The organism is Streptomyces sp. NPDC004647, from assembly GCF_040609575.1.
GTDB lineage: Bacteria > Actinomycetota > Actinomycetes > Streptomycetales > Streptomycetaceae > Streptomyces.
The window spans coordinates 1-24730 of sequence record NZ_JBEXKU010000054.1 but is presented as its reverse complement, the minus strand read 5'-3'; the positions used below and the strand labels follow the sequence as shown (position 1 = coordinate 24730).

The window sequence follows — 24730 nt, the reverse complement described above, 5'->3', positions numbered from 1 at the left end:
CCGGGATGCAGCCGCTCGTCCGTAGCCGGCTGCCCGTAGTCCCCGGCTCCCCCTGAGCGTCAGCGCTTGCGGCGGCGGCCGTGGCCCGTCCGTCCCGGCCCCGCCGGCGCCGGGCCCTTCGTCATGTCCGCACCGGGCGCAGGCCTGTCGGCCGAGACGACCAGCGCGGCGAGGCCCGTGGTCACCGGCACCGACGCGACCAGCCCGATGCTTCCCACCAGGGTCCGTACGATCTCCTCCGCGACGATCTCACTGTTCGCGACCGTCCCCACACTGCTCTGCGCGACCGAGAACAGCAGCATCAGCGGCAGCGCCGCGCCCGCGTACGCCAGCACCAGCGTATTGACCACCGAAGCGATGTGGTCCCGGCCGATCCGCAGGCCCGCCCGGTACAGCTGACGTGCCGTCATCGTCGGATCCGCCTGCTTCAGCTCCCACACCGCCGACGTCTGGGTGATCGTCACATCGTCCAGCACACCCAGCGAACCGATGAGCACGCCCGCCAGCAGCAGACCGCTCAACTCGATGTCCGGGAAGAGCCCGTGGATCAGACCGGTCTCGTCCGAGGTGTTGCCGGTCAGCTTCGCCCAGCCGATGAACAGCGAGCCCAACACCCCGATCAGCAGCAGCGATATCAGCGTACCGAGCACGGCGACGGACGTTCGGGCGGTGAGGCCGTGGCACATGTACAGCGCGATCAGCATGATGGCGCTGCTGCCGACCACCGCCACCACCAGCGGATTCGAGCCGTGCAGGATCGCCGGGAGAATGAAGAAGGACAGCACGGCGAAGCTCACGGCGAGCGCGATCAGTGCGAACAGACCGCGCAGCCTGCCGACGGCGACCACGGCGAGAGCGAAGATGCCCGCCAGCAGCGCCATCGGGAAACCGCGGTCGATGTCGCTGACCGAGTACTGCAACTCGCGCGGGGCGTCAGGGGCGTACGAGACGATCACGTCCTCCCCGTCGTCCAGCTGCCGGGGTGCGTCGGGCTGGACGATCTCGGTGAACGTCCGGCCCTTGTCCTTGCCCGAGGTGACCTCGACGGTCGCCTTCTCGCACGCGCCGCCGTCGGACGAGCCCTCACCGGGCGCCGACCGGGACGAGCCGCCGCCGGACGGCGGTTGCTGCTGCTGGACGTTGGCGTCCGCACAGCTGATCTTCTCGACCTTCACGACCCGGCCCGACTCGGTCTGCCGGTCGAACCCGACCCCGCTGGGCTTGTGCTCGGGGACGCCACCCGGCCAGAGCACGACGAGACCGGCGATGACGGCCGCGGCGAACGGGATCAGCACCGCCGCGATGACCTTGCGGAGGTGCTTCGACACGGGCGCGGGGGGCCCGTGGCTGTGGGAGTGCGCATGGGCATCGGGCGTAGGGGTCACCGCCCGATCATCGCAAGAACGACCCGGGGCCGCGGCCTGGCATGGCCGTTTTTCCTGCCGGAGTTGTCGCCCTTCTCCCGTTGTCGGCCTGGTTGTGCATGCGGTCTCACCGTCAGCGTCCGCCCGGCAGAGGCCCCGTCGCCCCGGGCCCTGCCGTGCCGGGAAGGACAGGGCAGGGCAGCCGTACGGGAGGCCCGTGCCGCGACACCTCTTTTCTCCCGCTGGAACGAACCGTTACCGTGGGGGCACTTTGCACACGCGGGAGCTCGGAGCACCGGGCTGAGAGGGCGCTACTGGATGGACCCGGGGAAACCCCCGGACCTCCGAGCTGCGTCGACCGCCGAACCTGTTACCGGGTAATGCCGGCGTAGGGAGTAGGTCTCATGACCGTTCAGGATGCACACACGCCTGCCTCCAACGAGGCGAAGACGATCGGGTGGCACAAGGGCTACCTGACCGGGTCGCGTCCGGACCTGCGGGTCCCGGTGCGGCAGGTGCACCTCACCAACGGGCAGGACGTCACGCTGTACGACACCTCCGGCCCGTACACCGACACCACCATCGACACCGATGTCCGCCGCGGCCTCGCGCCGTTGCGCGAGAACTGGATCATCGGCCGCGGCGACACCGAGGAGTACACCGGACGACCCCTGCGGCCGGAGGACGACGGCATCAAGCACACCTCGCCGCGCGGCGGGCTGAAGAACCTCGACGCGGTCTTCCCGGGCCGCCCGCGGCAGCCCCGGCGCGGCCGGAACGGAGCCGCCGTCACCCAGCTGGCCTATGCCAGGCGTGGCGAGATCACCGCGGAGATGGAGTACGTGGCCCTCCGCGAGAACGTCCCCCCCGAGGTCGTTCGCGAGGAGATCGCGGCGGGCCGCGCGGTGCTGCCGGCGAACGTCAACCACCCGGAGATCGAGCCGATGATCATCGGCAAGCGGTTCCTGGTGAAGGTCAACGCCAACATCGGCAACTCCGCGGTCACTTCCTCCATCGAGGAGGAAGTGGAGAAGATGACCTGGGCGACCCGCTGGGGCGCCGACACGGTCATGGACCTCTCCACCGGCCGCAACATCCACACCACCCGCGAGTGGGTGCTGCGCAACTCCCCTGTCCCCATCGGCACCGTGCCCCTCTACCAGGCGCTGGAGAAGGTCGACGGCAAGGCCGAGGAGCTGACCTGGGAGATCTACCGGGACACGGTCATCGAACAGGCCGAGCAGGGCGTCGACTACATGACGGTGCACGCCGGAGTCCTGCTCCGCTACGTCCCCCTCACGGCCCGCCGCAAGACCGGGATCGTCTCGCGCGGCGGTTCGATCATGGCCGCCTGGTGCCTGGCGCACCACAAGGAGAGCTTCCTCTACGAGAACTTCGAGGAGCTCTGCGACATTCTGGCGACCTACGACGTCACATTCTCCCTCGGCGACGGGCTGCGCCCCGGCTCGATCGCGGACGCCAACGACGAGGCGCAGTTCGCGGAGCTGAGGACGCTCGGCGAGCTCAACACCGTCGCCAAGTCCCGCGGTGTCCAGACGATGATCGAGGGCCCGGGCCACGTCCCGATGCACAAGATCAAGGAGAACATCGACCTCCAGCAGGAGATCTGCGAAGAGGCCCCGTTCTACACGCTGGGTCCGCTCACCACCGACGTCGCGCCCGCGTACGACCACATCACCTCGGGCATCGGCGCCGCGATGATCGCCTGGTGGGGGACGGCGATGCTCTGCTACGTCACGCCCAAGGAGCACCTCGGCCTACCGGACCGCGACGATGTGAAGACGGGCGTCATCACGTACAAGATCGCGGCGCATGCGGCGGATCTCGCCAAGGGTCACCCGGGCGCGCAGGAATGGGACGACGCGCTCTCCGACGCCCGTTTCGAGTTCCGCTGGGAGGACCAGTTCAACCTGGCGCTCGACCCGGACACGGCCCGCTCATTCCACGACCAAACGCTCCCGGCGGAGCCGGCGAAGACCGCTCATTTCTGTTCCATGTGCGGTCCCAAGTTCTGCTCGATGAAGATCTCCCAGGACATCCGCCGCGAACACGGCGGCGACCTTGCGCTCGATCCGGAAGCCGGGATGAAGCAGAAGTCCGAGGAGTTCGCGGCGAGCGGCAACCGTGTCTACTTGCCGCTGGCGGACTGACCACTACGTCATGGACCCGGCTCGCCGTTGTCACACGCGGGCCGGGTTCAACGTGTTCACTCCTTGGTCGGGACAGCGCTTTGCGTCGTCAGAGAAGCCTAGTAGAGGATCGAGGGCAAGTACGCTCCGGCCGGCTCGTTGTACAGGCCGATGGTCATCAGGCTCATGAGCTGTTGCACCTTGAGCTTGTTGTGCAGACACCACTGGAGCAGTGGGCTGTTGCTCGCAGGGACGAGGATTCCGGGGCCGCCGAAGGCGGGGGCCGCCGCGATGAGGGCCCGGATGTCCGCGGTGGTTTCACCCACGGCGTGGGAGAAGAACGCCAGATCCGTGGCGTAACCGGTGATCCGTCCGTCGTGTTCGACCACACGAGCCGTGCCCTGCTCGAGCGCGTCGACGACCTCGCCGCCGCGATCGACGCCGTGGACCCGCCGGCACAGATCGTTGCAGGACACAAGATCGGCGTCCATCGCCTCCCGCACGGCGTAGCCCGCAATCGTGCGCATGATCGGGGGTCCCTGCAGACAGGCGAGGGTTTCGCGGAACTCGAATCCGAGTCCCGCGTACAGCGCGAACGACCTGCTGTGGTAGCTGCTCTGCAGCAGGCGGATGCTCGGTACCCGGCGCTCATGCGGCACGGTCCATGACGTCCCGCATGAGCCGGCGGCCCACGCCCCGGTTCTGTACGGAAGGGTCGATGGTGACGGGACCGACGCCCACCACGGCCGAGCGTTCGTCAAGGAAGTTGCTGCCGACGATCCGCCCGTCGAGCTCGGCGACGACACTGTAGAAGCCCGGATGCCTCAGGGCCATCTCGGTGAGGGCGGCTCCCGCCTCCGGGCTGGGCACGTCGGGCGGAAACCCGTGCTCACGAGCAATGCCGGCGAAGGCCTCGAAACAGATCCTTCCGCATTCCCCGGCATCGGCCGCCGTGCCCGGGCGCAGTACGAGATCCATGATCGCCATCTCCCTCTTCGCACGGCCTGGGCACAGGGCTGCAGCTTGCGCCTCTTCTTCCATCTAAGAGAGCGTCGGCACCCTCTGCAACCGACAGGCCGTGTCCACGCAGGCGCCGGGACGGCGGCCGGACAAGGGGCGTCGGCCACTACTCGATCCAGCCTGATGATCTCTCGATGAAGATCTTCCAGAAAATCTGCCGCGAACACGTCGGCGACCTGGAGCTCGCTCCGGAAGCCGGGAGGAAGCAGAAGTCCAGGGAATGCGCCGCGAGTGGCACTCGTGTCCATCTGCCGTTGACCGACTCAGCCTTGGGGCAGGGCAGGTTCAGGAGCCCTTGGCGTCCAGGGCGTTGACGGCCTCCTTGGCGGCCGCGAGCGCGCCCTCGTGCATGGCCTCCGCGTCCGGGGCCTTCCGGGTCTCGAAATCGCTGCCGTTGTAGGTCAGCGTGACCACCGCGTTCTCCTTGCGTACGACCACCACCGCCGCGCGGGTCTGCTGTCCGTCGTCCTCGGTGAGTTCGGCGCCTTCCGAGGCTTCGTCGCCCAGGCCCGGCAGGGATGAGCTCTGCTTCCGTCCGTCGTACGCCTCACGGGCCGCCGGCGCGGGTGAGACCTCGAACGTCACGTCGAGCCAGCGGTAGTCGAAGCCCTTCAAGGCGTTCCAGGAGCAGCCCGTACGGCGCTTGGGGTCGCTGGCCTGAAGCTCCTTGCCGGCCGACTTGGCGCCCGGCACGAGCTTCTGGACGGTCTCCGCCGAGATGGCCTCGCACGGGGAGGGCGGCCTCTCGTAGGCCGGTCCGGTCGCTGCCTTCACGGACGGACGCCGGGAAGCGGAGGGCGCGGAGTCGGCCTCCGGTTGGGATCCGGTCGTCAGGTTCCAGCCCCCGACGGCGAGCACGGCGACGGGCAGCAGGCGGGCGGCCAGCGTGAGCGGCAGAGACAGCACAGCGTTGTTCTCTTCAGTCGTGAGGAGACGACGGAATATATGAGATTGCCATACGAATCCAGCCGCGAACAGACGCTTCGGTAACCGCTTCGCGCCGTCCATCGGTCCAGCGGGGGCCGCGGCGGATGTCCTCCGCCCGGCGGACCCGCCCGAGCCAGGCGCCGGACAGGGACTAGTCCGGCTGGTGTTCCGGGCCGCCGTAGTCCGGGCTCGTGTAGCCGGGGCTCTTGAAGCTCGGCCGCGGCGTGCTCTCCTCGGAACCGGATTCGGCGGCCGGGCTGCTGAAGCCCGGGCGGGAGTAGCCCAGGTGAGGCGTACGGCCGTGCAGGCCCGGGTCGCCGCCGTACGCGCCCTGGCCCGGCACCGGTGCCGTGGGATCGGCCAGCGCCTCGCGGAGGAAGGGCAGTACGCCGCGCTCCAGCAGCGCATGCCGCCAGGCCTCCCTGGCGCGGTCGACCTCGATGGAGAGTTCGTCCTCCGCCGAGGCCCGTAGGGAACTGGAGCCGTTGCGCAGGGCGGTGAGCAGCAGCCCGGCCATGGCGATGACGATGCCCGCGGCGGTCAGGGCCGCGAAGACCCAGCCCGCGTTGATGAGCGGGGCGGCGACCGCCTGGTCCTCGCTGACCGCCCCCAGCACATAGCCGATCAGAAGGAATATCACTGCGGCGGTGCCGGCCAGCACGGGGGCCAGGACGGCGAAGACCGCCACGAGCCCCGCGCCGGAGGAGGCTTGGGCGGCCTCGCCCATGGCGGTGGCGAGCCCCACGGCGCTGCTTCCGTGCTGTGGGGCATCGGCCGGCTCCGGCCGGGTCACGGGCGCGGGCGCCGGATCGCGCAGCTCGTCGCGGAGGTCGACGTATTGCTGGTACTCGGCAGCGGCGCAGGAGGATATGGCGGCCGAGGCGGCGAGCGCCATGGTGCGCAGCTGCTCGGCATTGAGCCGCCGGCCGATGGCGGCGAGATCCTGCCGTTGGTCGGCTGTGCGCAGCGCCTCTCCGAGGACCCGCTCGAATTCCGGGCGGTCCTCAGGAAGCAGATGCGGAGCGCTGTTCATGTGCATCCCCCGATGCTCCGTAGGCCGGCATGCCGGCTCTCACCGGACAGTTGGGCGGAAACGGAGGAGAGCCTGCTACGGATAAGCCGATGGTAGAGCGCTTTCGGCACGAGGTGACAGGGTGTTTCCGGAAAATGCCCCAGCTGTCGGCGCAGCCTCCGCGTTTCATCTGCCCCGATATGTGTCAGCCGGGCAGCGGAAGTTGAACGACCAGCAGCTTTCCGGCCATGGTGATGCCGCCGTCCATGGCGACCGCGAGTCCGTCGGCGTAGATGTGCGGCCCGTCCACGAGAGGGGCGCGGCTCTCTTCGCCGTCCTCGCCGTCCACCTCACCGAGCAGGTACGGGATCGGGCTGTGGCCGTGCACGATGCGCCGGCCGCCGTAGGCCGAGAGCAGCCGGTGCACCGCTTGCGGTCCGGTCTCGTCGCGGAAGGCGAAACGCTTGGTGAATTTGCGGAAGACGTCCCAGCACTCGTCGGCGTCGCTGCGCTGGAGGATCTCCGTGACCGTGTCGTTGACGGCTTCGATGGAGTCGCCGTACTCGAGGTAGGCGGTGGTGTCGGAGTGCACGAGCAGATGCCCGTCCTCCTCGGCGACGGCGTCGAGCCGGGCCATCCACTGGAGGTGGTGGTCCTCCAGGCGCTCCATGTCGGTGCGCTGGCCGCCGTTGAGCAGCCAGGCGGCCTGGAAGGAGGCGGTGCCCGCCCCGGAGTTCACCGGGGTGTCGCCGAACCGCTTGGCGCCGAGCAGCAGCAGCTCGTGGTTGCCCATCAGGGCCTTGCAGTAGCCGCCGGCGGCGGCGGCCTCGGCGGACAGCCGCATGACGAGGTCGATGACGCCGATGCCGTCGGGGCCGCGGTCGGTGAAGTCGCCGAGGAACCAGAGCCTGCTGTTGCCGGCGGCCCAGTGGTCCTCATCGTCGATCAGGTCCTGGGCGTGCAGGGCTTCGCGCAGGTCGTCGAGGTAACCGTGGACGTCGCCGACGACGTAGAGCGGGCCGAGGCCTTCGGCAGCGGCTGCGGCGCTCCCGGGTTCGTCCGAGGTGGCCGGAGCGACGGCGACCGTCGCCCGGTCGGTGACGGTGCCGCGCTGGATCACCGGGAGGTCGCGCTGGGTCGGCGTGTACTCCGGCGGGAGGTCCGGCGGGGTCGACGCGTCCAAAGGCGCGGGCGGCATGCCGTAGCCGGCCGCGGGCGGCATTCCTGCCGCGGCCCGCACTGCGGGTCCCTGACCGGCCCCCTGAGTCATCGACCCCTCCACCACCATCGCGCCGCCGTGCACCTGTCGGACCTGCCTGGTCGGCGGCGGTCCGCGGTGTCGTGCGCCCATCATAGGAATGCCACTCGCGGGTTGTGACGCACCAGGGGGCTGTCAATCGCGGCGGCGCTGACGATCTTCGGGGATTTCTCCTGAATTCTCCTGGTAGCGCCCTGTGGAGGGACCTGGCTCGAAGACCGGGAGGCCGGCTGGGCTCCGCGGGTCGGCCCAGCGGTCGGCCCGGTCGTCGGTTCCGCGGGTGGTCGCCGCACGTCCTCCCGCACGACCTCCCGTGCGTGGAGGCCGTGCGTGGAGGCCGTGCATGGAGTCCCGCGGTCAGCCCTGAGGGGCCGACCGCGGAGCGCTCACCGTGGTGCGCGGTGGGCGGCGTTGTGAGGAGCTCCGGACGATCAGCTCGGTGGGTATCACCTGCTCGACCGGCTGCTCGTGGTCCATGCCCTCGATGGCGTCGATGAGGAGTTGGACGACGGCGGTACCGATCCGGCGGGGTTTGAGGGAGAGCGTGGTCACGGGGGGATCGGTGGCGGCGTAGACGGTGGATTCGCTGCAGCAGATGAGCAGCAGATCGTCGGGTACGCGCAGACCGTAACGGCGCGCCGCCGCGAGCAGATCGGTGCCATTGGGGTCGAACAGCCCGTAGACGGCGTCGGGTCGGTCGGGTCGGGCGAGCAGCCGGTCGGCGGCGACGGCCCCGGCGCGCGGGTCGTGGGCCGGGTACTCCTCGTACACCGGGTCCTGGCCGACACGCTCGCACCAGGAGAGGTACGCGGTGGTGGACAGCCGGGTGTACGTGTCCGTGGTGGTGCCGGTGAGCAGGCCGATACGGCGGGCGCCGGCGTCGGCGAGGTGGTCGAGCAGGCCGAGGACGGCTGCCTCGTGGTCGTTGTCGACCCAGGCGGTGACCGGGAGAGAGCCGGCCGGGCGGCCGTCGGAGACGACGGGGAGGCCCTGCCGTACGAGCTCGCTGACCACCGGGTCCTGGTCGGACGGATCGATGACGACGGTGCCGTCGAGCGCCACGTTGGACCACACGTCGTGGCGGGAGGTGGCCGGGAGGATGACCAGCGCGTAGCCGCGCGCGAGCGCGGCTGAGGTGGCGGCGCGGGCCATCTCGGCGAAATACGCGAACTCGGTGAAGGTGAAAGGTTCATCCCCGTACGTGGTCACGGTCAGGCCGATGAGGCCGGATCTGCCGGTACGGAGCGTGCGAGCGGCGGCGGACGGGCGGTAGCCCAACCGTTCGGCGACCTCGCGGACATGGCGACGGGTGGCGTCGGGGAGCCGACCCTTGCCGTTGAGTGCGTCGGAGACAGTCGTGATCGAGACACCGGCCGCGGCGGCCACGTCTCTGATACCTGCCCGCGCCAGCCGGCGGCCGGACGACCGGCTCACCTGGTGCTTCCCTGCTGCTGTCATGGCGAGCCGATAGTAGGGCTCGCGTGGTCCGTTCGCGGGAAGCTGCGAATCGCTCCCGGAGGGTACGTTTCTGCATGACCGACTTCCGTCAATCGCCTTGGAAGTGCAGGTAGTTGCGGTGCCATGGGGGTGAGCGGCCGGTTTTGGGATGGCTTCGCCCGCTGTTGGACCGATGTCTCGGAGACGTCTCAAGTCACCTTCACGGGTGATGCGCGCCACGGCGTGAGCTACCGGCGCGCGCCATGGCGGCGAGCGCTCCCCCCCGGGGTCTCTACGCCGGGGGGGCCAATCCTCTTAGGGTGTGGAGTATTGCTTGGACGGACGGTCGAGGAGGACCCGCGGTGACTGAGAAGACCCCGAGGCTGCGTGATGCGCTGGACGGCATTCCCACCTACAAGCCGGGCCGGCCGGCTGCCGCGGGCGGCCCGGTGGCGTACAAGCTGTCCTCCAACGAGAACCCGTATCCGCCGCTGCCGGGCGTGATGGAGAGCGCGGTGTCGGCGGCCGCCTCCTTCAACCGCTACCCGGACATGGCGTGCACCGGGCTGATGGCCGAGCTGTCGGATCGCTTCGGCGTTCCGGTGGAGCACCTGGCGACCGGCACCGGCTCGGTGGGCGTCGCGCAGTCACTCGTGCAGTCGACCGCGGGGCCCGGCGACGAGGTGATGTACGCCTGGCGGTCCTTCGAGGCGTACCCGATCATCACGCAGATCAGCGGCGCCCGGCCGGTGCAGGTGCCGCTGACCGCCGGTGATGTGCACGACCTGGACGCCATGGCGGAGGCGGTCACCGACCGGACCCGGCTGATCTTCGTCTGCAACCCCAACAACCCGACCGGCACGGCCGTACGCAGGGCCGAGCTGGAGCGCTTCCTCGACCGGGTGCCGACCGACGTCCTGGTGGTCCTGGACGAGGCGTACAAGGAGTTCATCCGCGACCCCGAGGTCCCGGACGGCATCGGGATCTACCGGGAGCGCCCGAACGTGTGCGTGCTGCGCACCTTCTCCAAGGCGTACGGCCTGGCGGGCCTCCGGGTCGGCTTCGCGGTGGCGCACGAGCCGGTGGCGGCCGCGCTGCGCAAGACGGCGGTGCCGTTCGGGGTGAGTCAGCTGGCGCAGGACGCGGCTGTCGCCTCGCTGCGCAGTGAGGACGAGCTGCTGGGGCGGGTGGGCTCGCTGGTCTGTGAGCGGACGCGGGTGGCCCAGACCCTGGTCAAGCAGGGCTGGACGGTTCCCGATTCGCAGGCGAACTTCATCTGGCTGCGGCTGGGGAAGCGTACGGCCGACTTCGCGGCGGCGTGCGAGAAGGCGGGTGTGGTCGTACGGCCGTTCCCGGGGGAGGGCGTGCGGGCCACGATCGGGGAGACCGAGGCGAACGACCTGCTGCTGCGGGTTACGGAAGCCTTCCGCAAGGAGCTGTAGGGCGCGCGGGGTATCAGCTCCGCGCGGGTGGAGACGGCAGGGTGGTGGGGGCGCGGGCGCAGGGGACCCCCCCACCTGAAGATCCCGAATGTGTGTGCGCCATAATTGCTTGTGAATGTGAACGCGTTCACAAGCCCGCTCAATCGTCCCTGAATGGGCCGGTTCGGACTGCAGACTGCGGACGTGACCGCGGCGAAGTAAGGCGAAGTAAGGAGCGATGACGTGGATCTGGCTCTGGCGCCGGAGACTCTGGCGCGATGGCAGTTCGGCATCACCACCGTCTATCACTTCCTCTTCGTGCCCCTGACGATCTCCCTCGCCGCGCTGGTCGCCGGCCTGGAGACGGCCTGGGTACGTACGGGCAAGGAGAAGTACCTCAGAGCGACGAAGTTCTGGGGCAAGCTCTTCCTGATCAACATCGCCATGGGTGTCGTGACGGGGATCGTCCAGGAGTTCCAGTTCGGAATGAACTGGTCCGACTACTCGCGCTTCGTCGGGGACGTCTTCGGTGCCCCGCTCGCCTTCGAGGCGCTGATCGCCTTCTTCTTCGAGTCCACCTTCATCGGGCTGTGGATCTTCGGCTGGGACAAGCTTCCCCAGCGGATCCACTGCGCCTGTATGTGGATGGTCTCGATCGGCACCATCCTCTCCGCGTACTTCATCCTGGCCGCCAACTCCTGGATGCAGCACCCGGTCGGCTACCGGATCAACGCCGCCGCCGGGCGGGCCGAGCTCACCGACTTCTGGCGGGTGCTCAGCCAGGACACCACCTTGGTCGTTGTCTTCCACACCCTCACCGCGGCTTTCCTCACCGGCGGCGCTTTCATGGTCGGTATCGCCGCGTACCACCTGGCACGCGGGAAGCACGTCCCGGTGATGCGGACCTCGCTCCGCGTGGGCCTGATCACCCTCGTCGTGGCCGGGGTGCTCACCGCTGTCAGCGGCGACCAGCTGGCCAAGGTCATGTTCAAGCAGCAGCCGATGAAGATGGCCGCGGCCGAAGCGCTGTGGGACAGCGAGGCGCCGGCGCCGTTCTCCGTCTTCGCCTACGGCGATGTCGAGAAGGGCCACAACACGGTCGCCATCGAGATCCCCACGGCGCTCTCCTTCCTCGCCAACGGCGATTTCTCCTCCGAGGTCCCCGGCATCAACGACGTCAACAGGTCCGAGCAGCAGAAGTACGGACCCGGCGACTACCGGCCCAACATCCCCGTCACGTACTGGGGTTTCCGCTGGATGATCGGCTTCGGCATGACGTCCTTCGCGATCGGTCTGGCCGGGCTCTGGCTCACCCGCAAGAAGTTCTGGCTCGCGCCCGGGCTGCGTACTGCCGAGGATGAGCCACCCCGGCTCGCCCTCACCCGTGGCAGGGCGCTCGGTCCCCGGCTCAGCTCCTGGTACTGGCGGATCGCCCTGCTCACCACCGCCTTCCCGCTGATCGCCAACTCCTGGGGCTGGATCTTCACCGAGATGGGCCGCCAGCCCTGGGTCGTCTACGGCGTGCTGCGGACGACCGACGCCGTGTCCCCCGGCGTCTCCCAGGGGGAGGTCCTCACCTCGATGATCGTCTTCACGTCGCTGTACGCGGTCCTCGCCGTCATCGAGGTCAGGCTCCTGGCGAAGTACGTCAAGGCCGGGCCGCCCGAGCTGACCGACTCCGACCTCAACCCGCCCACGAAGATCGGCGGCGACGACGCCGACCGCCCCATGGCCTTCTCGTACTGAGACGTACCGAGAACCGAGAACTGAGAGGAGCGGGGCATGCAACTCCACGACGTCTGGTTCGTCATCATCGCCTTCCTCTGGACCGGCTACTTCTTCCTCGAGGGCTTCGACTTCGGGGTCGGCATCCTCACCAAGCTGCTCGCCCGCGACAGGCGCGAGCGCCGGGTCCTCATCAACACCATCGGGCCGGTCTGGGACGGCAACGAGGTATGGCTGATCACCGCGGGCGGCGCCACCTTCGCCGCCTTCCCCGAGTGGTACGCGACCCTCTTCTCCGGCTTCTATCTGCCGCTGCTGCTGATCCTGGTCTGTCTGATCCTGCGGGGAGTCGCCTTCGAGTACCGGCACAAGCGGGACGAGGAGCGCTGGCAGGCCAACTGGGAGCAGACGATCTTCTGGACCTCGCTGCTGCCCGCCGTGCTGTGGGGCGTCGCCTTCGGCAACATCGTGCACGGGGTCAAGATCGACGCCGACAAGGAGTACGTCGGGACGCTCTTCGACCTGCTCAATCCGTACGCGGTCCTCGGCGGGCTGGTGACCCTGGCCCTGTTCACCTTCCACGGGGCGGTGTTCACGGCGCTCAAGACCGTCGGCGACATCCGGGTCCGGGCGCGCAGACTCGCCACTGTGCTGGGAGCGGTGTCCGCGGTTCTCGCGCCCGGGTTCCTGGTCTGGACGCAGATCGACAGCGGCGACGGCAGCAGCCTGGTCGCGATGCTCGTGGCCGCCGTGGCGCTCCTCGGAGCGATCGGGTTCAACATCGCCGGGCGGGAGGGCTGGTCGTTCGCGCTCTCCGGGGCGACGATCGTGGCGGCCGTCGCGATGCTGTTCCTGACGCTCTTCCCCGACGTCATGCCGTCCTCGCTGGACGAGTCCTGGAGCCTGACGGTCACCAACGCCTCCTCCAGCCCGTACACGCTGAGGATCATGACCTGGTGCGCGGGCATCGCCGCGCCGGTGGTGATGCTGTACCAGGGATGGACGTACTGGGTCTTCCGCAAACGGATCGGCACGCAGCACATCGCCGACGCCCACTGAACCGCCGACTGGACGGACGTTTCACGTGAAACCTGTCGACCCGCGACTGCTCCGGTACGCCCGTGCGACCCGCGCCTTCCTCGTGGCGGCCGTGGTGCTGGGTCTCGCCGGTGCGGCGCTGGTCGTCGCTCAGGCCATGCTCATCGCCGAGGTCGTGGTGGGCGCCTTCCAGCAGGATCTGGCGGTGGGCCGGCTGGGTACACCCCTGCTGCTGCTCGCGGCCGTGTCGCTGGGGCGGGGCCTGGTCTCCTGGCTGACGGAGCTGGCCGCTCACCGGGCGAGCGCATCGGTCAAGTCCGAGCTGCGGCTCCGGCTGCTGGAGCGCGCCGTACGGCTGGGCCCCGGCTGGCTCAGCGGGCAGCGCACCGGCGAGCTGACGGCGCTCGCCACACGGGGCATCGACGCGCTGGACGACTACTTCGCCCGCTGTCTGCCGCAGTTGGGGCTGGCGGTGGTGGTGCCGGTGGCGGTGCTCTGCCGGATCGTCACGGCGGACTGGGTGTCGGCGGTGGTCATCGCCCTGACGCTGCCGCTCATTCCGTTGTTCATGGTGCTGATCGGGTGGGCCACCCAGGCCCGGATGGACCGTCAATGGCGGCTGCTGTCACGGCTGTCCGGGCACTTCCTGGACGTCGTGGCGGGGCTGCCCACCCTCAAGGTCTTCGGGCGGGCCCGGGCCCAGGCGGAGTCGATCCGCTCGATCACCGGCGACTACCGGCGGGCGACGCTGCGGACGCTGCGCATCGCCTTCCTCTCCTCCTTCGCGCTGGAGCTGCTGTCGACCCTGTCGGTGGCGCTGGTCGCGGTCGGCATCGGCATGCGGCTCGTCCACGGTGACCTGGACCTCTATACGGGGCTGCTGGTGCTGGTCCTCGCGCCGGAGGCCTATCTGCCGCTGCGGCAGGTGGGGGCGCAGTACCACGCGGCGGCCGAAGGGCTGGCCGCGGCGGACGAGATCTTCGCGGTCCTGGAGACGGAGGCGCGCGCGGACGGTACGGCGGCGGCGCCCGACGCGCGGGGCGTGGAGCTGCGGGTGGAGGACCTGTCCGTACGCCATCCGGGCCGCCACGAGCCCTCGCTTTCCCGGACCTCCCTCACCGTCTCCCCGGGGGAGACGGTGGCTCTCGTCGGCCCCAGCGGTGCGGGCAAGACGACCCTGCTGAACGCGGTGCTGGGCTTCGCCGAACCGGCCTCGGGCCGCGTCCTCCTCGGTGACACGGACCTGGCGGGCGTATCGCGGGACAGCTGGTGGCAGCAGATCGCCTGGGTGCCGCAGCGGCAGTATCTCTTCGCGGGGACGATCGCGGAGAACGTCCGGACGGCCCGGCCGGAGTCGGATGACGGAGCCGTACGGGAGGCGCTACAGGCGGCGGACGCCTGGGAGTTCGTCTCCGCGCTGCCCGATGGCGCCGGTACGGCCGTCGGCGAGAACGGCGCGGGCCTGTCCGCCGGTCAGCGCCAGCGCATCGCCCTGGCCCGGGCCTTCCTGGCGGACCGCCCGGTGCTCCTGCTGGACGAGCCGACGGCGAGCCTGGACGGAAGGACCGAGGCCTCGATCGTCGACGCGGTCCGCCGTCTGTCGGTGGGCCGCACGGTCCTCCTGGTGGCCCACCGCCCGGCACTGCTGTCCCTCGCGGACCGGGTGATCCGGCTGGACCGGTCCGCCGCTCCGGGGACCGCCGCTGTGGGGCACATCGCAGCGGCGGCAGGCGCCGTGCGACCCACCCATTCCTCCTCTGTCCCGGAACAGCACGCGGAGCAGGCGCCCGACCCGGCCGGCACCCCCGGCGTGCCGCCGCGGGGCTCCGCCGCCGACGGGCCGTCGCCGCGCCCGGAGACCCCCCGGGCACAGGGCGGCGACCCCTTGCGACGGGTGCGACGGATGGCGCACGCGCGGCGCAGCCGGTTCGCCCTCGCGCTGCTGCTGGGAAGCCTCTCACTCGGGAGCGCCGTCGGGCTCATGGCGGTGTCCGGCTGGCTCATCTCGCGGGCCTCCGAGCAGCCGCCGGTGCTGTATCTGATGGTGGCAGTGACCGCTACCCGCGCGTTCGGAATCGGACGCGCCGTCTTCCGGTACGCCGAGCGCCTGGTCGCCCACGACGCCGTCTTCCGTATGCTCGCCGACCTGCGCGTCGCCGTCCACGTACGGCTCGAGCGGCTGGCCCCGGCCGGTCTGCGGGAGACCCGCCGCGGCGACCTGCTCTCCCGGCTCGTCACCGACGTCGACTCCCTCCAGGACTACTTCCTGCGCTGGCTTCTGCCCGCCGGCGCCGCCCTCCTCGTCGGCGCCGGATCCGTCGGTTTCACCGCCTGGCTGCTCCCCGAGGCCGGTGCCGTGCTTGCCGCCGGGCTGCTTGCCGCGGGCGTCGGCGTGCCGCTGCTCTCCGCCGTCCTGTCCCGCCGTGCCGAGCGGCAGCTGTCCCCCGCCCGCGGCGCCCTCGCGACGCGGGTGGTCGACCTCCTCACCGGCTCCGCCGAACTGGCCGTCGCGGGCGCGCTCGACGCCCGTACGGACGACGCTCGCCGTGCCGATCAGCGCCTGACCCGGCTCGCCGCCCGGTCCGCTGCCGCCGCGGGCACCGGAGCCGGACTCTCCGCCCTGGTCTGCGGCCTCACCGTGGCTGCGGCCGCTTGGACCGGCGTGCAGGCCGTGCACGACGGCCGCCTCGCGGGGGTGGCTCTGGCCGTCGTCGTGCTGACCCCGCTCGCCGCGTTCGAGGCGGTGACGGGTCTCCCTCTGGCCGTCCAGTACCGGCAGCGCGCCCGCCGCTCCGCCAGCCGTGTGCAGGAGGTTCTTGACGCACCCGAGCCCGTACGGGAGCCCGCGCACCCGGCTGAGCCGCCGGCCTCTCCCTTCCCCCTGGCCGTACGGAACCTGACCGCCCGCCACCCCGGGCAGCGCGAAGCAGCCCTCGACGGGCTCGACCTGGATCTGGCCGGCCCCGGCCGCCGGATCGCCGTCGTCGGCCCGTCCGGCTCGGGCAAGACGACGCTCGCCCAGGTGCTGCTCCGCTTCCTGGACGCCGTACCCGGCACGTCGTACACCCTCGCCGGGACCGAGGCATCCGCCCTTGACGGCGACGCCGTACGCCGTCTGGTCGGCCTCTGCGCCCAGGACGCGCACATCTTCGACAGCTCCTTGCGCGAGAATCTGCGTCTGGCCCGCCCCGCCGCGACCGACGACGACCTGCGCACCGCCCTCGCCCGTGCCCGGCTGCTCGACTGGGTGGACGGGCTCCCGCAGGGCCTCGGAACCCTCGTGGGCGAGCACGGCGCCCGGATGTCGGGCGGCCAGCGCCAACGCCTCGCGCTCGCCCGCGCGCTCCTCGCCGACTTCCCCGTCCTGGTCCTCGACGAGCCCGCCGAGCACCTCGACCTGCCGACCGCCGACGCGCTCACCGCCGACCTGCTCGCCGCCACCGAGGGCCGGGCGACCGTCCTGATCACCCACCGCCTGGCCGGTCTCGATGCTGTCGACGAGGTGATCGTGCTGGACCGCGGCCGCGCCGCGCAGCGCGGCGGGTACGAGGAACTGGCTGCATCGGACGGCCCGTTCCGGCGGATGCTGGCCCGCGAGGCGGCGGCGGACGCCCTGGCGGCCGGTGCCGGTGACGGCCGGCTCTCCCTGGCGTAAGGGCCGTCTCAGGCGCGGCGGCCCGACGGGCGTGACCGCGTACGGGGTGCGGCGACGGCATCCGGCTGACGGCGGAGCACCACGGCGTCGGTACCCCGGCATCGCTACCCCGGCGTCGGTACGCCGACGGGTGGGCGGCGCGCTCACGCCCCCGCAGTCGGGCTGAGCGGCGGGGGTCCGAACCCCTGCGGGGCGGCAGCGGCTGGGAAGGGGCAACGGAGGCCTTCCGGGAAGCCCCGCTCCACAGGCGGCTCAGCGTGCCGGTGACTGCGCCGCCAGGATCCGCTCGATGACGACCGCGACCCCGTCCTCGTTGTTCGCGACCGTGCGGGCCGAGGTGGCGGCGAGCACATCGGGGTGGGCGTTGGCCATCGCGTACGAAGTCCCGGCCCAGCTCAGCATCTCCACGTCATTGGGCATGTCCCCGAAGGCCACGACCTCCTCCGGCGCGATCCCGCGCTCGGCGCAGCAGTGCGCGAGGGTGGAGGCCTTGCTGACGCCCAGGCCGCTGATCTCCAGCAGGGCGGTGGGGCTGGAGCGGGTGAAGGAGCCGTGCTCGCCGGCCGCCGTACGGGCCAGGGCGAGAAAGTCGTCCGGAGTGAGGCGGGGGTTGTGGGCGAGGAGTTTCAGCACCGGCTGGTTCGCCCCCTCCCACTCCTCGGAGAGCAGTTTCTCGGCGGCGGCGACGGTGGCGGCGGCGTCCAGGTGGAAGGGCGGATAGTCCGGCTCGTAGTGGATGCCGGTGGACAGCTCGACGGCGAAGGTGGAGCCGGGCGCGACGTCGCGCAGCGCCTTGACCACGGCAAGCGCCTCGGGCCGCTCCAGTGGGCGCACCTCGAGGATCCGGCCGTTCTGGTGCAGATCGACGACCGCGGCGCCGTTCGCGCAGATGGCGAGGCCGTGGCCGTGCACGTGCTCACTGACGACGCCCATCCAGCGGGCAGGGCGGCCGGTGACGAAGAAGACCTCGATCCCGGCCCGCTCGGCGGCGGCGAGCGCCGCGACCGTACGTTCCGAGACCGACTTGTCGTCCCGCAGGAGCGTGCCGTCCAGATCTGTGGCGATCATCCGTACGGGCCGAGGAGGGAGCCCCGAGCGGTCGGATTCCGGCATCTGCGGCTCGGGCCGCTCGGTAGCTGAGGTCACACGACCATCTTCCCGCACATGAGGGCACAACAGTGCGATGGGGTGACGGGGCGAGCGCGTCGGGACGGCCGCATGCCCCTCGTGCCTCGCCCGGGCGGGGCGGTCTCCTCACCCCGACGAACCTGGTCCCGCCGCGACCTTCCGGTGGCGCGGGACGGATGCGCGGGACCGATTCCACTCCCCGCGACCGTGCCGCTTAGGCTCATCCGCATGGCGTCTTCTCTGCGACTGAGCACCGTGATCCTTCCCGTCCGCCGCTGGCACGAAGGTGGCCGCGAGGTATGGCAGCGGGCCGAGGAGCTCGGCTTTCGCACAGCCTTCACCTACGACCACCTCTCCTGGCGCGGCAACTTCCGGGACGGCCCGTGGTTCGGTGCGGTGCCGACGCTGACGGCCGCCGCCGCGGCGACGGAGCACATACGGATCGGCACCCTGGTCACCTCCCCGAACTTCCGCCACCCCGTCACGCTCGCCAAGGAGCTGATCTCCCTCGACGACATCAGCGGCGGCCGCGTCACCCTGGGTATCGGCGCCGGCGGCAACGGCTTCGACGCGACCGCGCTCGGGGGGCAGGGGTGGACCCCGCGCGAGCGCGCCGACCGCTTCGGCGAGTTCGTACCGCTCCTCGACCGGCTGCTCAGTGAGGACGTCGTCTCCTTCGACGGGGAGTTCACCTCCGCGCACGAGGTCCGCAACATCCCCGGCTGTGTGCAGCGCCCCCGCCTCCCCTTCGCTGTCGCGGCGACCGGCCCCCGTGGAATGAAGCTCGCCGCTCGCCACGGCCAGGCGTGGGTCACCACCGGTGACCCGAAGGTCTCCTCCGCCGGCACGCCCGCCGAGTCGCTCGCCGCCATACGGGGCCAGCTGGACCGGCTGACCGCCGCCTGCGGCGAGATCGGCCGTGACCCCGCCGAGCTGGAGAAGGTCCTGCTCACGGGCTTCACCCCGGACCGCCCGCTCGACTCCTTCGACGCCTTCGTCGACTTCGCCGGAGCCCACGCGGAACTCGGCTTCACCGAGATCGTGCTGCACTGGCCCATACCGGACTCGATCTTCGCCGCCGACGAGAAGGTCTTCGAGCGCATCGCGGCAGAGGGCCTGGCAGAGCTCGGCTAGGCCCCGTCGGAACGAGTTCGATCGTCTGTTCACTGCCCTTATCCCACCTATAGGTGGGAAAGGAGCAGAATTGGAGGAGAGGGGTAGGACAAAAGCCGCGCTCTGGAGGTCGGAGCATGTCACAAACCCGAGCCCGGACCCGATTCGCTCCCGACCAGGGACTGACCGCCCGCATGGTGACGACCATGTTCCTGATCGGACTGCTGTACGTGGTTTTCGTCGGCGTCCTGCTGGCCCTGCTCCGCGGCGCCTGGCCGCTCATCCTGCTGCTCGCGGGCGGCCTGTTCATCGTGCAGTTCTGGTTCAGCGACCGGATCGCCGCGTACAGCATGGGTGCCCGTGAGGTCACCCCGGAGCAGGCTCCCGAACTGCACGGCGCCGTCGACCGGCTCTGCGCCCTCGCCGATATGCCCAAGCCGCGCGTGGCGATCGCCGAGAGCGATGTGCCGAATGCCTTCGCGACCGGCCGTAACCAGCGGTCGGCCCTGGTCTGCGCCACCACGGGGCTGCTCCGCCGCCTGGAGCCGGAGGAGCTGGAGGGAGTCCTGGCCCACGAGCTGTCGCACGTCGCCCACCGCGATGTCGCCGTGATGACCATCGCCTCTTTCCTCGGCGTGCTCGCGGGCGTGATGACCCGCGTCGCCCTCTGGGGCGGTCTCAGCCGGGGCGGCGGCCGCGACCAGAACACCACCATCGCGTTGATCCTCATTCCGCTGGTCAGCGCGGTCGTCTACGCGATCAGCTTCCTGCTGACCCGCATGCTGTCCCGGTACCGTGAACTGTCCGCCGACCGCGCCGCAGCGATCCTCACCGGCCGCCCGTCGGCGCTCGCCTCCGCGCTCACCAAGATCAACGGCCAGATGGCGCGGATCCCGACCCAGGACCTGCGGAAGGCCGAGCCGTTCAATGCCTTCTACTTCGCCCCGGCGTTCTCCTCCAAGCAGAGCCTCGGCAGGCTGCTCTCCTCGCACCCGACGCTGGAGCAGCGCCTCGACCAGCTGGGCAGGATCTCCGCCCAGCTCGGCCGCCCGTGACAACGATCAGGATCTGATGTCCCGTGGGTCTCCTCGACACCATCCTCGGCCGCAGCAGACCGGTCCGTCCCGACCTCGACCAGCTCTTCGGCCTGCCCTCCGCCGCGATCACCCTCGAGGCGGGCGCGGGGTTCACCCCGACCGGCCTCGGCTCGGTCTGCTTCGCCTCCGTCGAGGGCGGCGCGTTCGCACAACTCCAGCAGGACGTACGGGAACTGCTCGACGCCGACACCGCCCGCGGCGGTATCCCCGTCGAGTTCAGCCAGGACACGTACGGCTACACCTGGCTCCTCGTCCGGCACACCGCCGACGACACGGCCGGTCTCGTCAACGACCTGCACGCCGTCAACACCCTGCTCCAGGAAGCCGGCTTCGGCCCGCAGCTGCTCTGCTCACTGGTCGCCTTCCGGGATGCGCAGCACCGCTCCCTCGCGCTCGTCTACCTCTACAAGCGCGGCACGTTCTACCCCTTCGCGCCGCTGCCCGGTGGAGTGGAGAAGCGCGACAACGCCCTCGAACTCCAGGCCAAGGGGCTGCTCGGCGACGATCTGCGGATCGAGACGGATCTCAGCCGCTGGTTCCCGGTGTGGGGCGCGCCGGGTCTGTGACGAGCCCTGTGGATACCTCCGGTAACAGTCAGGGGGTACGCAGGGCGTACAGACCCCTACGGGACATCACCCTCGAGGCGTACGTGTAATCGGGCTCCAGGTCTGACGAGAACGGTGGTCCGCGCCACTACCGTCGATGACGTGACTGTGATCGCGACCGAAAGCCTCAGCAAGCGGTTCCCCCGGGTGACCGCTCTCGACCGGCTCTCCATGGACATCACGCCGGGCGTGACGGGCTTGGTGGGTGCCAACGGAGCCGGGAAGTCCACTCTGATCAAGATTCTGCTCGGACTGTCCCCCGCCACCGAGGGCCGGGCCGCCGTGCTCGGACTCGACGTGGCCACACAGGGCGGCGCCATCCGCGAGCAGGTCGGCTACATGCCCGAGCACGACTGTCTGCCGCCCGATGTCTCGGCCACCGAGTTCGTCGTCCACATGGCGCGGATGTCCGGGCTGCCGCCGACGGCCGCGCGTGAGCGCACCGCCGACACGCTGCGCCACGTCGGCCTGTACGAGGAGCGCTACCGCCCCATCGGCGGCTACTCGACCGGTATGAAGCAGCGGGTCAAGCTCGCCCAGGCGCTCGTCCACGACCCGCAGCTGGTCCTCCTCGACGAGCCGACCAACGGACTCGACCCGGTCGGCCGCGACGAGATGCTGGGTCTGATCCGCCGTGTCCACTCCGACTTCGGTATCTCGGTCCTGGTCACCTCCCACCTGCTCGGTGAGTTGGAACGCACCTGCGACCACGTCGTCGTCATCGACGGCGGCACACTGCTCCGCTCCAGCTCCACCAGCGACTTCACCCAGAGCACCACCACGCTCGCCGTCGAGGTCACCGACACCGACCGCCACCCGGACGGTACGGGAGCACTGCGCAGCGCTCTCGCGGCGGCGGGTATCGAGGTGCATGCGGGTGGGCGCGCGCCCGGCGCGGGCCACGTCCTGCTGCTGGAGTCCGTCGACGAGACCACCTACGACACGGTCCGTGACACCGTCGCCGAACTGGGGCTCGGGCTGGTGCGGATGGAGCAGGGCCGGCACCACATCGCCGAAGTCTTCCGTTCGGAAGAGGAGAACGGAGGAGGCACCGATGCCGTCTGAGACCACTGCCGCACAGGTGCCCGCGCAGAGCGCGGACCCGGCCCGTATCCACAACATCGGCTACCGCAACTACGACGGGGCGCGTCTGGGACGGGCGTACGCCCGGCGCTCGCTCTTCGCCCAGAGCCTGCGCGGCGCGTACGGCCTCGGCCGCTCCGCGAAGTCCAAGGTGCTGCCGATGCTGCTGTTCGCCGTGATGTGCCTGCCGGCCGGCATCGTCGTCGCGGTCGCGGTGTTCACCAAGGCCAAGGACCTGCCACTGGAGTACACCCGCTACGCGCTGTACCTCCAGGCGGTGATCGGCCTCTATCTCGCCGCCCAGTCGCCGCAGTCCGTCTCGCGCGACCTGCGCTTCAAGACCGTGCCGCTCTACTTCTCCCGTCCGATCGAGCGTGCCGACTATGTGGTGTCGAAGCTCGCGGCCATGGCATCCGCCCTGTTCATCCTGACCGCGGCGCCGCTCCTCGTCCTGTATGCCGGAGCGCTGCTCGCCGAACTCGATTTCGCGGACCAGACGAAGGGCTTCGCGCAGGGCCTGGTGTCGGTGGCTCTGCTGTCCGTCCTCTTCGCCGGCATCGGTCTGGTCGTCGCCGCGCTCACCCCGCGCCGGGGTTTCTGCGTCGCCGCCGTCATCGCCGTACTCACCATCTCCTACGGGGCCGTGAGCACCGTCCAGGCCATCGCCTACGAGCAGGGCAACTTCGACACGGTGGGCTGGCTCGGACTGTTCTCGCCGATCACGCTCATCGACGGAGTGCAGACGCGGTTCCTGGGAGCCGACTCCGCCTTCCCCGGTGGCTACGGCCCGCCGAGCGCCCTCGCCGGAGTCGTCTATCTGGCCGTCGTCCTCGGCCTGATCGCCGGTTCGTACGCCCTGCTGATGCGCCGCTACCGAAAGGTCGGGCTGTGACCGCCCACCCTCCCCCAGCTGACGCTGGGCGGTGCCCCCAGCCCACCACCACCCTTCTAGAGAATGGGCTGCGCCCATGACCACCATTCATATCGACCACACGTCCCGCTGGTTCGGGAATGTCGTCGCCGTGAACGACATCACGATGACGATCGGCCCCGGTGTGACCGGACTGCTCGGGCCCAACGGCGCGGGAAAGTCCACCCTCATCAACATGATGGGCGGATTCCTGGCGCCCTCCACCGGTTCCGTCACCCTCGACGGCACGGCGGTCTGGCGCAACGAACAGGCATACCGGCAGATCGGTATCGTCCCCGAGCGCGAGGCGATGTACGACTTCCTGACGGGCCACGAGTTCGTCCTCGCCAACGCCGAGCTGCACGGAATGGGGAACCCCGCCGCGGCGGCCAGGAAGGCGCTGGCCACGGTCGGGATGGAGTACGCGCAGAAGCGCAAGATCTCGACGTACAGCAAGGGCATGCGGCAGCGCGTGAAGATGGCGTCCGCGCTCGTCCACGAGCCGTCCGTGCTCCTGCTCGACGAGCCGTTCAACGGCATGGACCCGCGGCAGCGCATGCAACTGATGGATCTGCTGCGGCAGATGGGCGAGGAGGGCCGTACGGTCCTGTTCTCCTCGCACATCCTGGAAGAGGTCGAGCAGCTCGCCAGCCACATCGAGGTGATCGTGGCGGGGCGGCACGCGGCCTCCGGCGACTTCCGCAGGATCCGTCGGCTGATGACGGACCGGCCGCACCGCTATCTCGTACGGTCCAGCGCAGACCGGGAACTGGCCGCCGCGCTGATCGCCGACCCGTCCACGGCGGGCATCGAGGTCGATCTCGTCGAGAACGCCCTGCGCGTCCAGGCCGTCGACTTCCCGCGCTTCACCGAGCTGCTGCCGCGGGTCGCCCGCGAGCACGGCATCCGGCTCCTCACGGTCTCGCCTTCGGACGAGTCCCTGGAGAGCGTCTTCTCGTATCTCGTAGCGGCCTGAAGGAGCCTGAACCGATGTACAACTCCACGGTCGCCCGGCTCACCTACCGGGCTCTGCTGGGCCGCCGCCGGGCGCTGATCCTCTTCGCGCTGCCCGCCCTGCTGCTGGTCATCTCGCTGCTGGTGCGGACGCTGACGGGCGCCGACGATCAGATCGCGGCCGACGTGCTGGGCGGATTCGCGCTGGCGACGATGGTGCCGCTGATCGGGGTGATCGCCGGTACCGGCGCGATCGGCCCGGAGATCGACGACGGCTCGATCGTCTATCTGCTCGCCAAACCGGTGAAGCGGCCGACGATCATCTTCACCAAGCTGATCGTCGCCATAGGGGTCACCATCGCCTTCTCGGCGGTGCCGACCCTGCTCGCGGGCTACATCCTCAACGGCAACAGCCAGCAGATCGCGATCGCCTACACGGCCGCGGCGGCGGTCGCGTCGGTGGCGTACGCCGCGCTGTTCCTGCTGTTCGGCACCCTCACGCGGCACGCGGTCGTCTTCGGCCTGGTCTACGCCCTGGTGTGGGAGTCGCTGTTCGGCAGCCTCGTCCCCGGCGCACGGACGCTCAGCGTCCAGCAGTGGGCGCTCGCTCTCGCCGAGAAGATCGGCGGAGGGGATCTGGTCAGCTCCGACGTCGGGCTGTCGCTCGCGGTCGCCCTGCTGGCCGCGGTCACGGTGTGCGCCACCCTGTATGCGGGACAGAAGCTGCGCGGCCTGACCCTGGCCGGGGAGGAGTAGGCCGGGCAGGGGGCAATCCAGCGAGGCGCAGGGCGCAGACACGGGAAGCGGGGGCGCGCACCATCTGGTGCGCGCCC

At 70.2% G+C, this 24730-nt stretch carries 20 protein-coding genes and 1 riboswitch; of the genes, 12 read left to right on the top strand and 8 right to left on the bottom strand.

Going from position 1 to position 24730, the window contains the following annotated elements; genetic code table 11:
- Positions 1-59: 59 nt before the first annotated feature.
- Positions 60-1385, bottom strand: a complete 1326-nt coding sequence (locus ABZW18_RS23030; protein ID WP_356190306.1) for a YibE/F family protein — start codon at positions 1383-1385, stop codon at positions 60-62.
- 248 nt (positions 1386-1633) lie between these two features.
- Positions 1634-1776: riboswitch (TPP riboswitch) on the top strand.
- On the opposite strand from ABZW18_RS23030, the gene thiC reads away from it, so the two are divergent.
- The gene (thiC, locus tag ABZW18_RS23025; RefSeq protein WP_356190303.1) at positions 1769-3535 is read left to right on the top strand and encodes a phosphomethylpyrimidine synthase ThiC; all 1767 of its coding nucleotides are present in this window, start codon (positions 1769-1771) and stop codon (positions 3533-3535) included. (Overlaps the previous riboswitch by 8 nt.)
- A gap of 98 nt (positions 3536-3633) precedes the next feature.
- Here the strand turns inward: thiC and ABZW18_RS23020 are convergent, their stop codons facing one another.
- The 6 genes from ABZW18_RS23020 to ABZW18_RS22995 all read right to left on the bottom strand — a co-directional run bounded on the left by ABZW18_RS23020 (position 3634) and on the right by ABZW18_RS22995 (position 9189).
- A complete protein-coding gene (locus tag ABZW18_RS23020) occupies positions 3634-4173 on the bottom strand; it encodes a hypothetical protein (RefSeq protein ID WP_356190301.1) in 540 nt (179 codons plus the stop codon).
- A complete protein-coding gene (locus tag ABZW18_RS23015) occupies positions 4163-4492 on the bottom strand; it encodes a GNAT family N-acetyltransferase (protein WP_356190298.1) in 330 nt (109 codons plus the stop codon). Before ABZW18_RS23015 ends, ABZW18_RS23020 begins: the two co-directional genes overlap by 11 nt.
- 327 nt (positions 4493-4819) lie before the next feature.
- The gene (locus ABZW18_RS23010) at positions 4820-5440 is read right to left on the bottom strand and encodes a hypothetical protein (RefSeq protein WP_356190296.1); all 621 of its coding nucleotides are present in this window, start codon (positions 5438-5440) and stop codon (positions 4820-4822) included.
- Positions 5441-5612: 172 nt separating this feature from the next.
- Entirely contained in the window at positions 5613-6500 is an 888-nt protein-coding gene (locus ABZW18_RS23005; RefSeq protein ID WP_356190294.1) for a hypothetical protein, read from the bottom strand.
- A 178-nt stretch (positions 6501-6678) separates the two neighbouring features.
- Positions 6679-7671: a metallophosphoesterase gene (locus tag ABZW18_RS23000; RefSeq protein ID WP_356190373.1), complete on the bottom strand. Its 993-nt coding sequence runs from the start codon at positions 7669-7671 to the stop codon at positions 6679-6681.
- 417 nt (positions 7672-8088) lie between these two features.
- Complete coding sequence (locus ABZW18_RS22995) at positions 8089-9189, bottom strand: LacI family DNA-binding transcriptional regulator (protein WP_356190291.1); 1101 nt, start codon at positions 9187-9189, stop codon at positions 8089-8091.
- Positions 9190-9530: 341 nt separating this feature from the next.
- Between ABZW18_RS22995 and hisC the strand changes: the two genes are divergently transcribed.
- The 4 genes from hisC (at position 9531) to cydD (ending at position 17007) form a co-directional block, all read left to right on the top strand.
- Positions 9531-10610: a histidinol-phosphate transaminase gene (gene hisC / locus ABZW18_RS22990; protein ID WP_356190289.1), complete on the top strand. Its 1080-nt coding sequence runs from the start codon at positions 9531-9533 to the stop codon at positions 10608-10610.
- A gap of 222 nt (positions 10611-10832) precedes the next feature.
- Complete coding sequence (locus ABZW18_RS22985; RefSeq protein ID WP_356190286.1) at positions 10833-12335, top strand: cytochrome ubiquinol oxidase subunit I; 1503 nt, start codon at positions 10833-10835, stop codon at positions 12333-12335.
- Between the two features lie 36 nt (positions 12336-12371).
- The gene (gene cydB / locus ABZW18_RS22980; protein WP_356190284.1) at positions 12372-13373 is read left to right on the top strand and encodes a cytochrome d ubiquinol oxidase subunit II; all 1002 of its coding nucleotides are present in this window, start codon (positions 12372-12374) and stop codon (positions 13371-13373) included.
- 25 nt (positions 13374-13398) lie between these two features.
- Positions 13399-17007 carry a thiol reductant ABC exporter subunit CydD gene (gene cydD / locus ABZW18_RS22975; RefSeq protein WP_356190282.1) on the top strand — a complete coding sequence of 1203 codons (3609 nt, stop codon included), beginning with the start codon at positions 13399-13401 and terminating at the stop codon, positions 17005-17007.
- Between the two features lie 252 nt (positions 17008-17259).
- Here cydD and ABZW18_RS22970 read toward each other — a convergent pair whose 3' ends face one another.
- A complete protein-coding gene (locus ABZW18_RS22970) occupies positions 17260-18120 on the bottom strand; it encodes a Cof-type HAD-IIB family hydrolase (RefSeq protein WP_356190371.1) in 861 nt (286 codons plus the stop codon).
- A gap of 243 nt (positions 18121-18363) precedes the next feature.
- On the opposite strand from ABZW18_RS22970, the gene ABZW18_RS22965 reads away from it, so the two are divergent.
- The 7 genes from ABZW18_RS22965 (at position 18364) to ABZW18_RS22935 (ending at position 24653) form a co-directional block, all read left to right on the top strand.
- Positions 18364-19269 carry an LLM class flavin-dependent oxidoreductase gene (locus ABZW18_RS22965; RefSeq protein WP_356190279.1) on the top strand — a complete coding sequence of 302 codons (906 nt, stop codon included), beginning with the start codon at positions 18364-18366 and terminating at the stop codon, positions 19267-19269.
- Between the two features lie 116 nt (positions 19270-19385).
- Complete coding sequence (htpX, locus tag ABZW18_RS22960) at positions 19386-20303, top strand: zinc metalloprotease HtpX (protein WP_356190276.1); 918 nt, start codon at positions 19386-19388, stop codon at positions 20301-20303.
- Positions 20304-20326: 23 nt separating this feature from the next.
- The gene (locus tag ABZW18_RS22955) at positions 20327-20911 is read left to right on the top strand and encodes a hypothetical protein (protein ID WP_356190274.1); all 585 of its coding nucleotides are present in this window, start codon (positions 20327-20329) and stop codon (positions 20909-20911) included.
- Positions 20912-21052: 141 nt separating this feature from the next.
- Complete coding sequence (locus tag ABZW18_RS22950) at positions 21053-22015, top strand: ABC transporter ATP-binding protein (protein ID WP_356190272.1); 963 nt, start codon at positions 21053-21055, stop codon at positions 22013-22015.
- Positions 22005-22925, top strand: coding sequence for an ABC transporter permease subunit (locus ABZW18_RS22945; protein WP_356190269.1), 921 nt, complete (start codon positions 22005-22007; stop codon positions 22923-22925). Before ABZW18_RS22950 ends, ABZW18_RS22945 begins: the two co-directional genes overlap by 11 nt.
- 76 nt (positions 22926-23001) lie before the next feature.
- Positions 23002-23919: an ABC transporter ATP-binding protein gene (locus ABZW18_RS22940; RefSeq protein ID WP_356190267.1), complete on the top strand. Its 918-nt coding sequence runs from the start codon at positions 23002-23004 to the stop codon at positions 23917-23919.
- Positions 23920-23933: 14 nt separating this feature from the next.
- Complete coding sequence (locus tag ABZW18_RS22935) at positions 23934-24653, top strand: ABC transporter permease subunit (protein WP_356190265.1); 720 nt, start codon at positions 23934-23936, stop codon at positions 24651-24653.
- Positions 24654-24730: the final 77 nt, after the last annotated feature.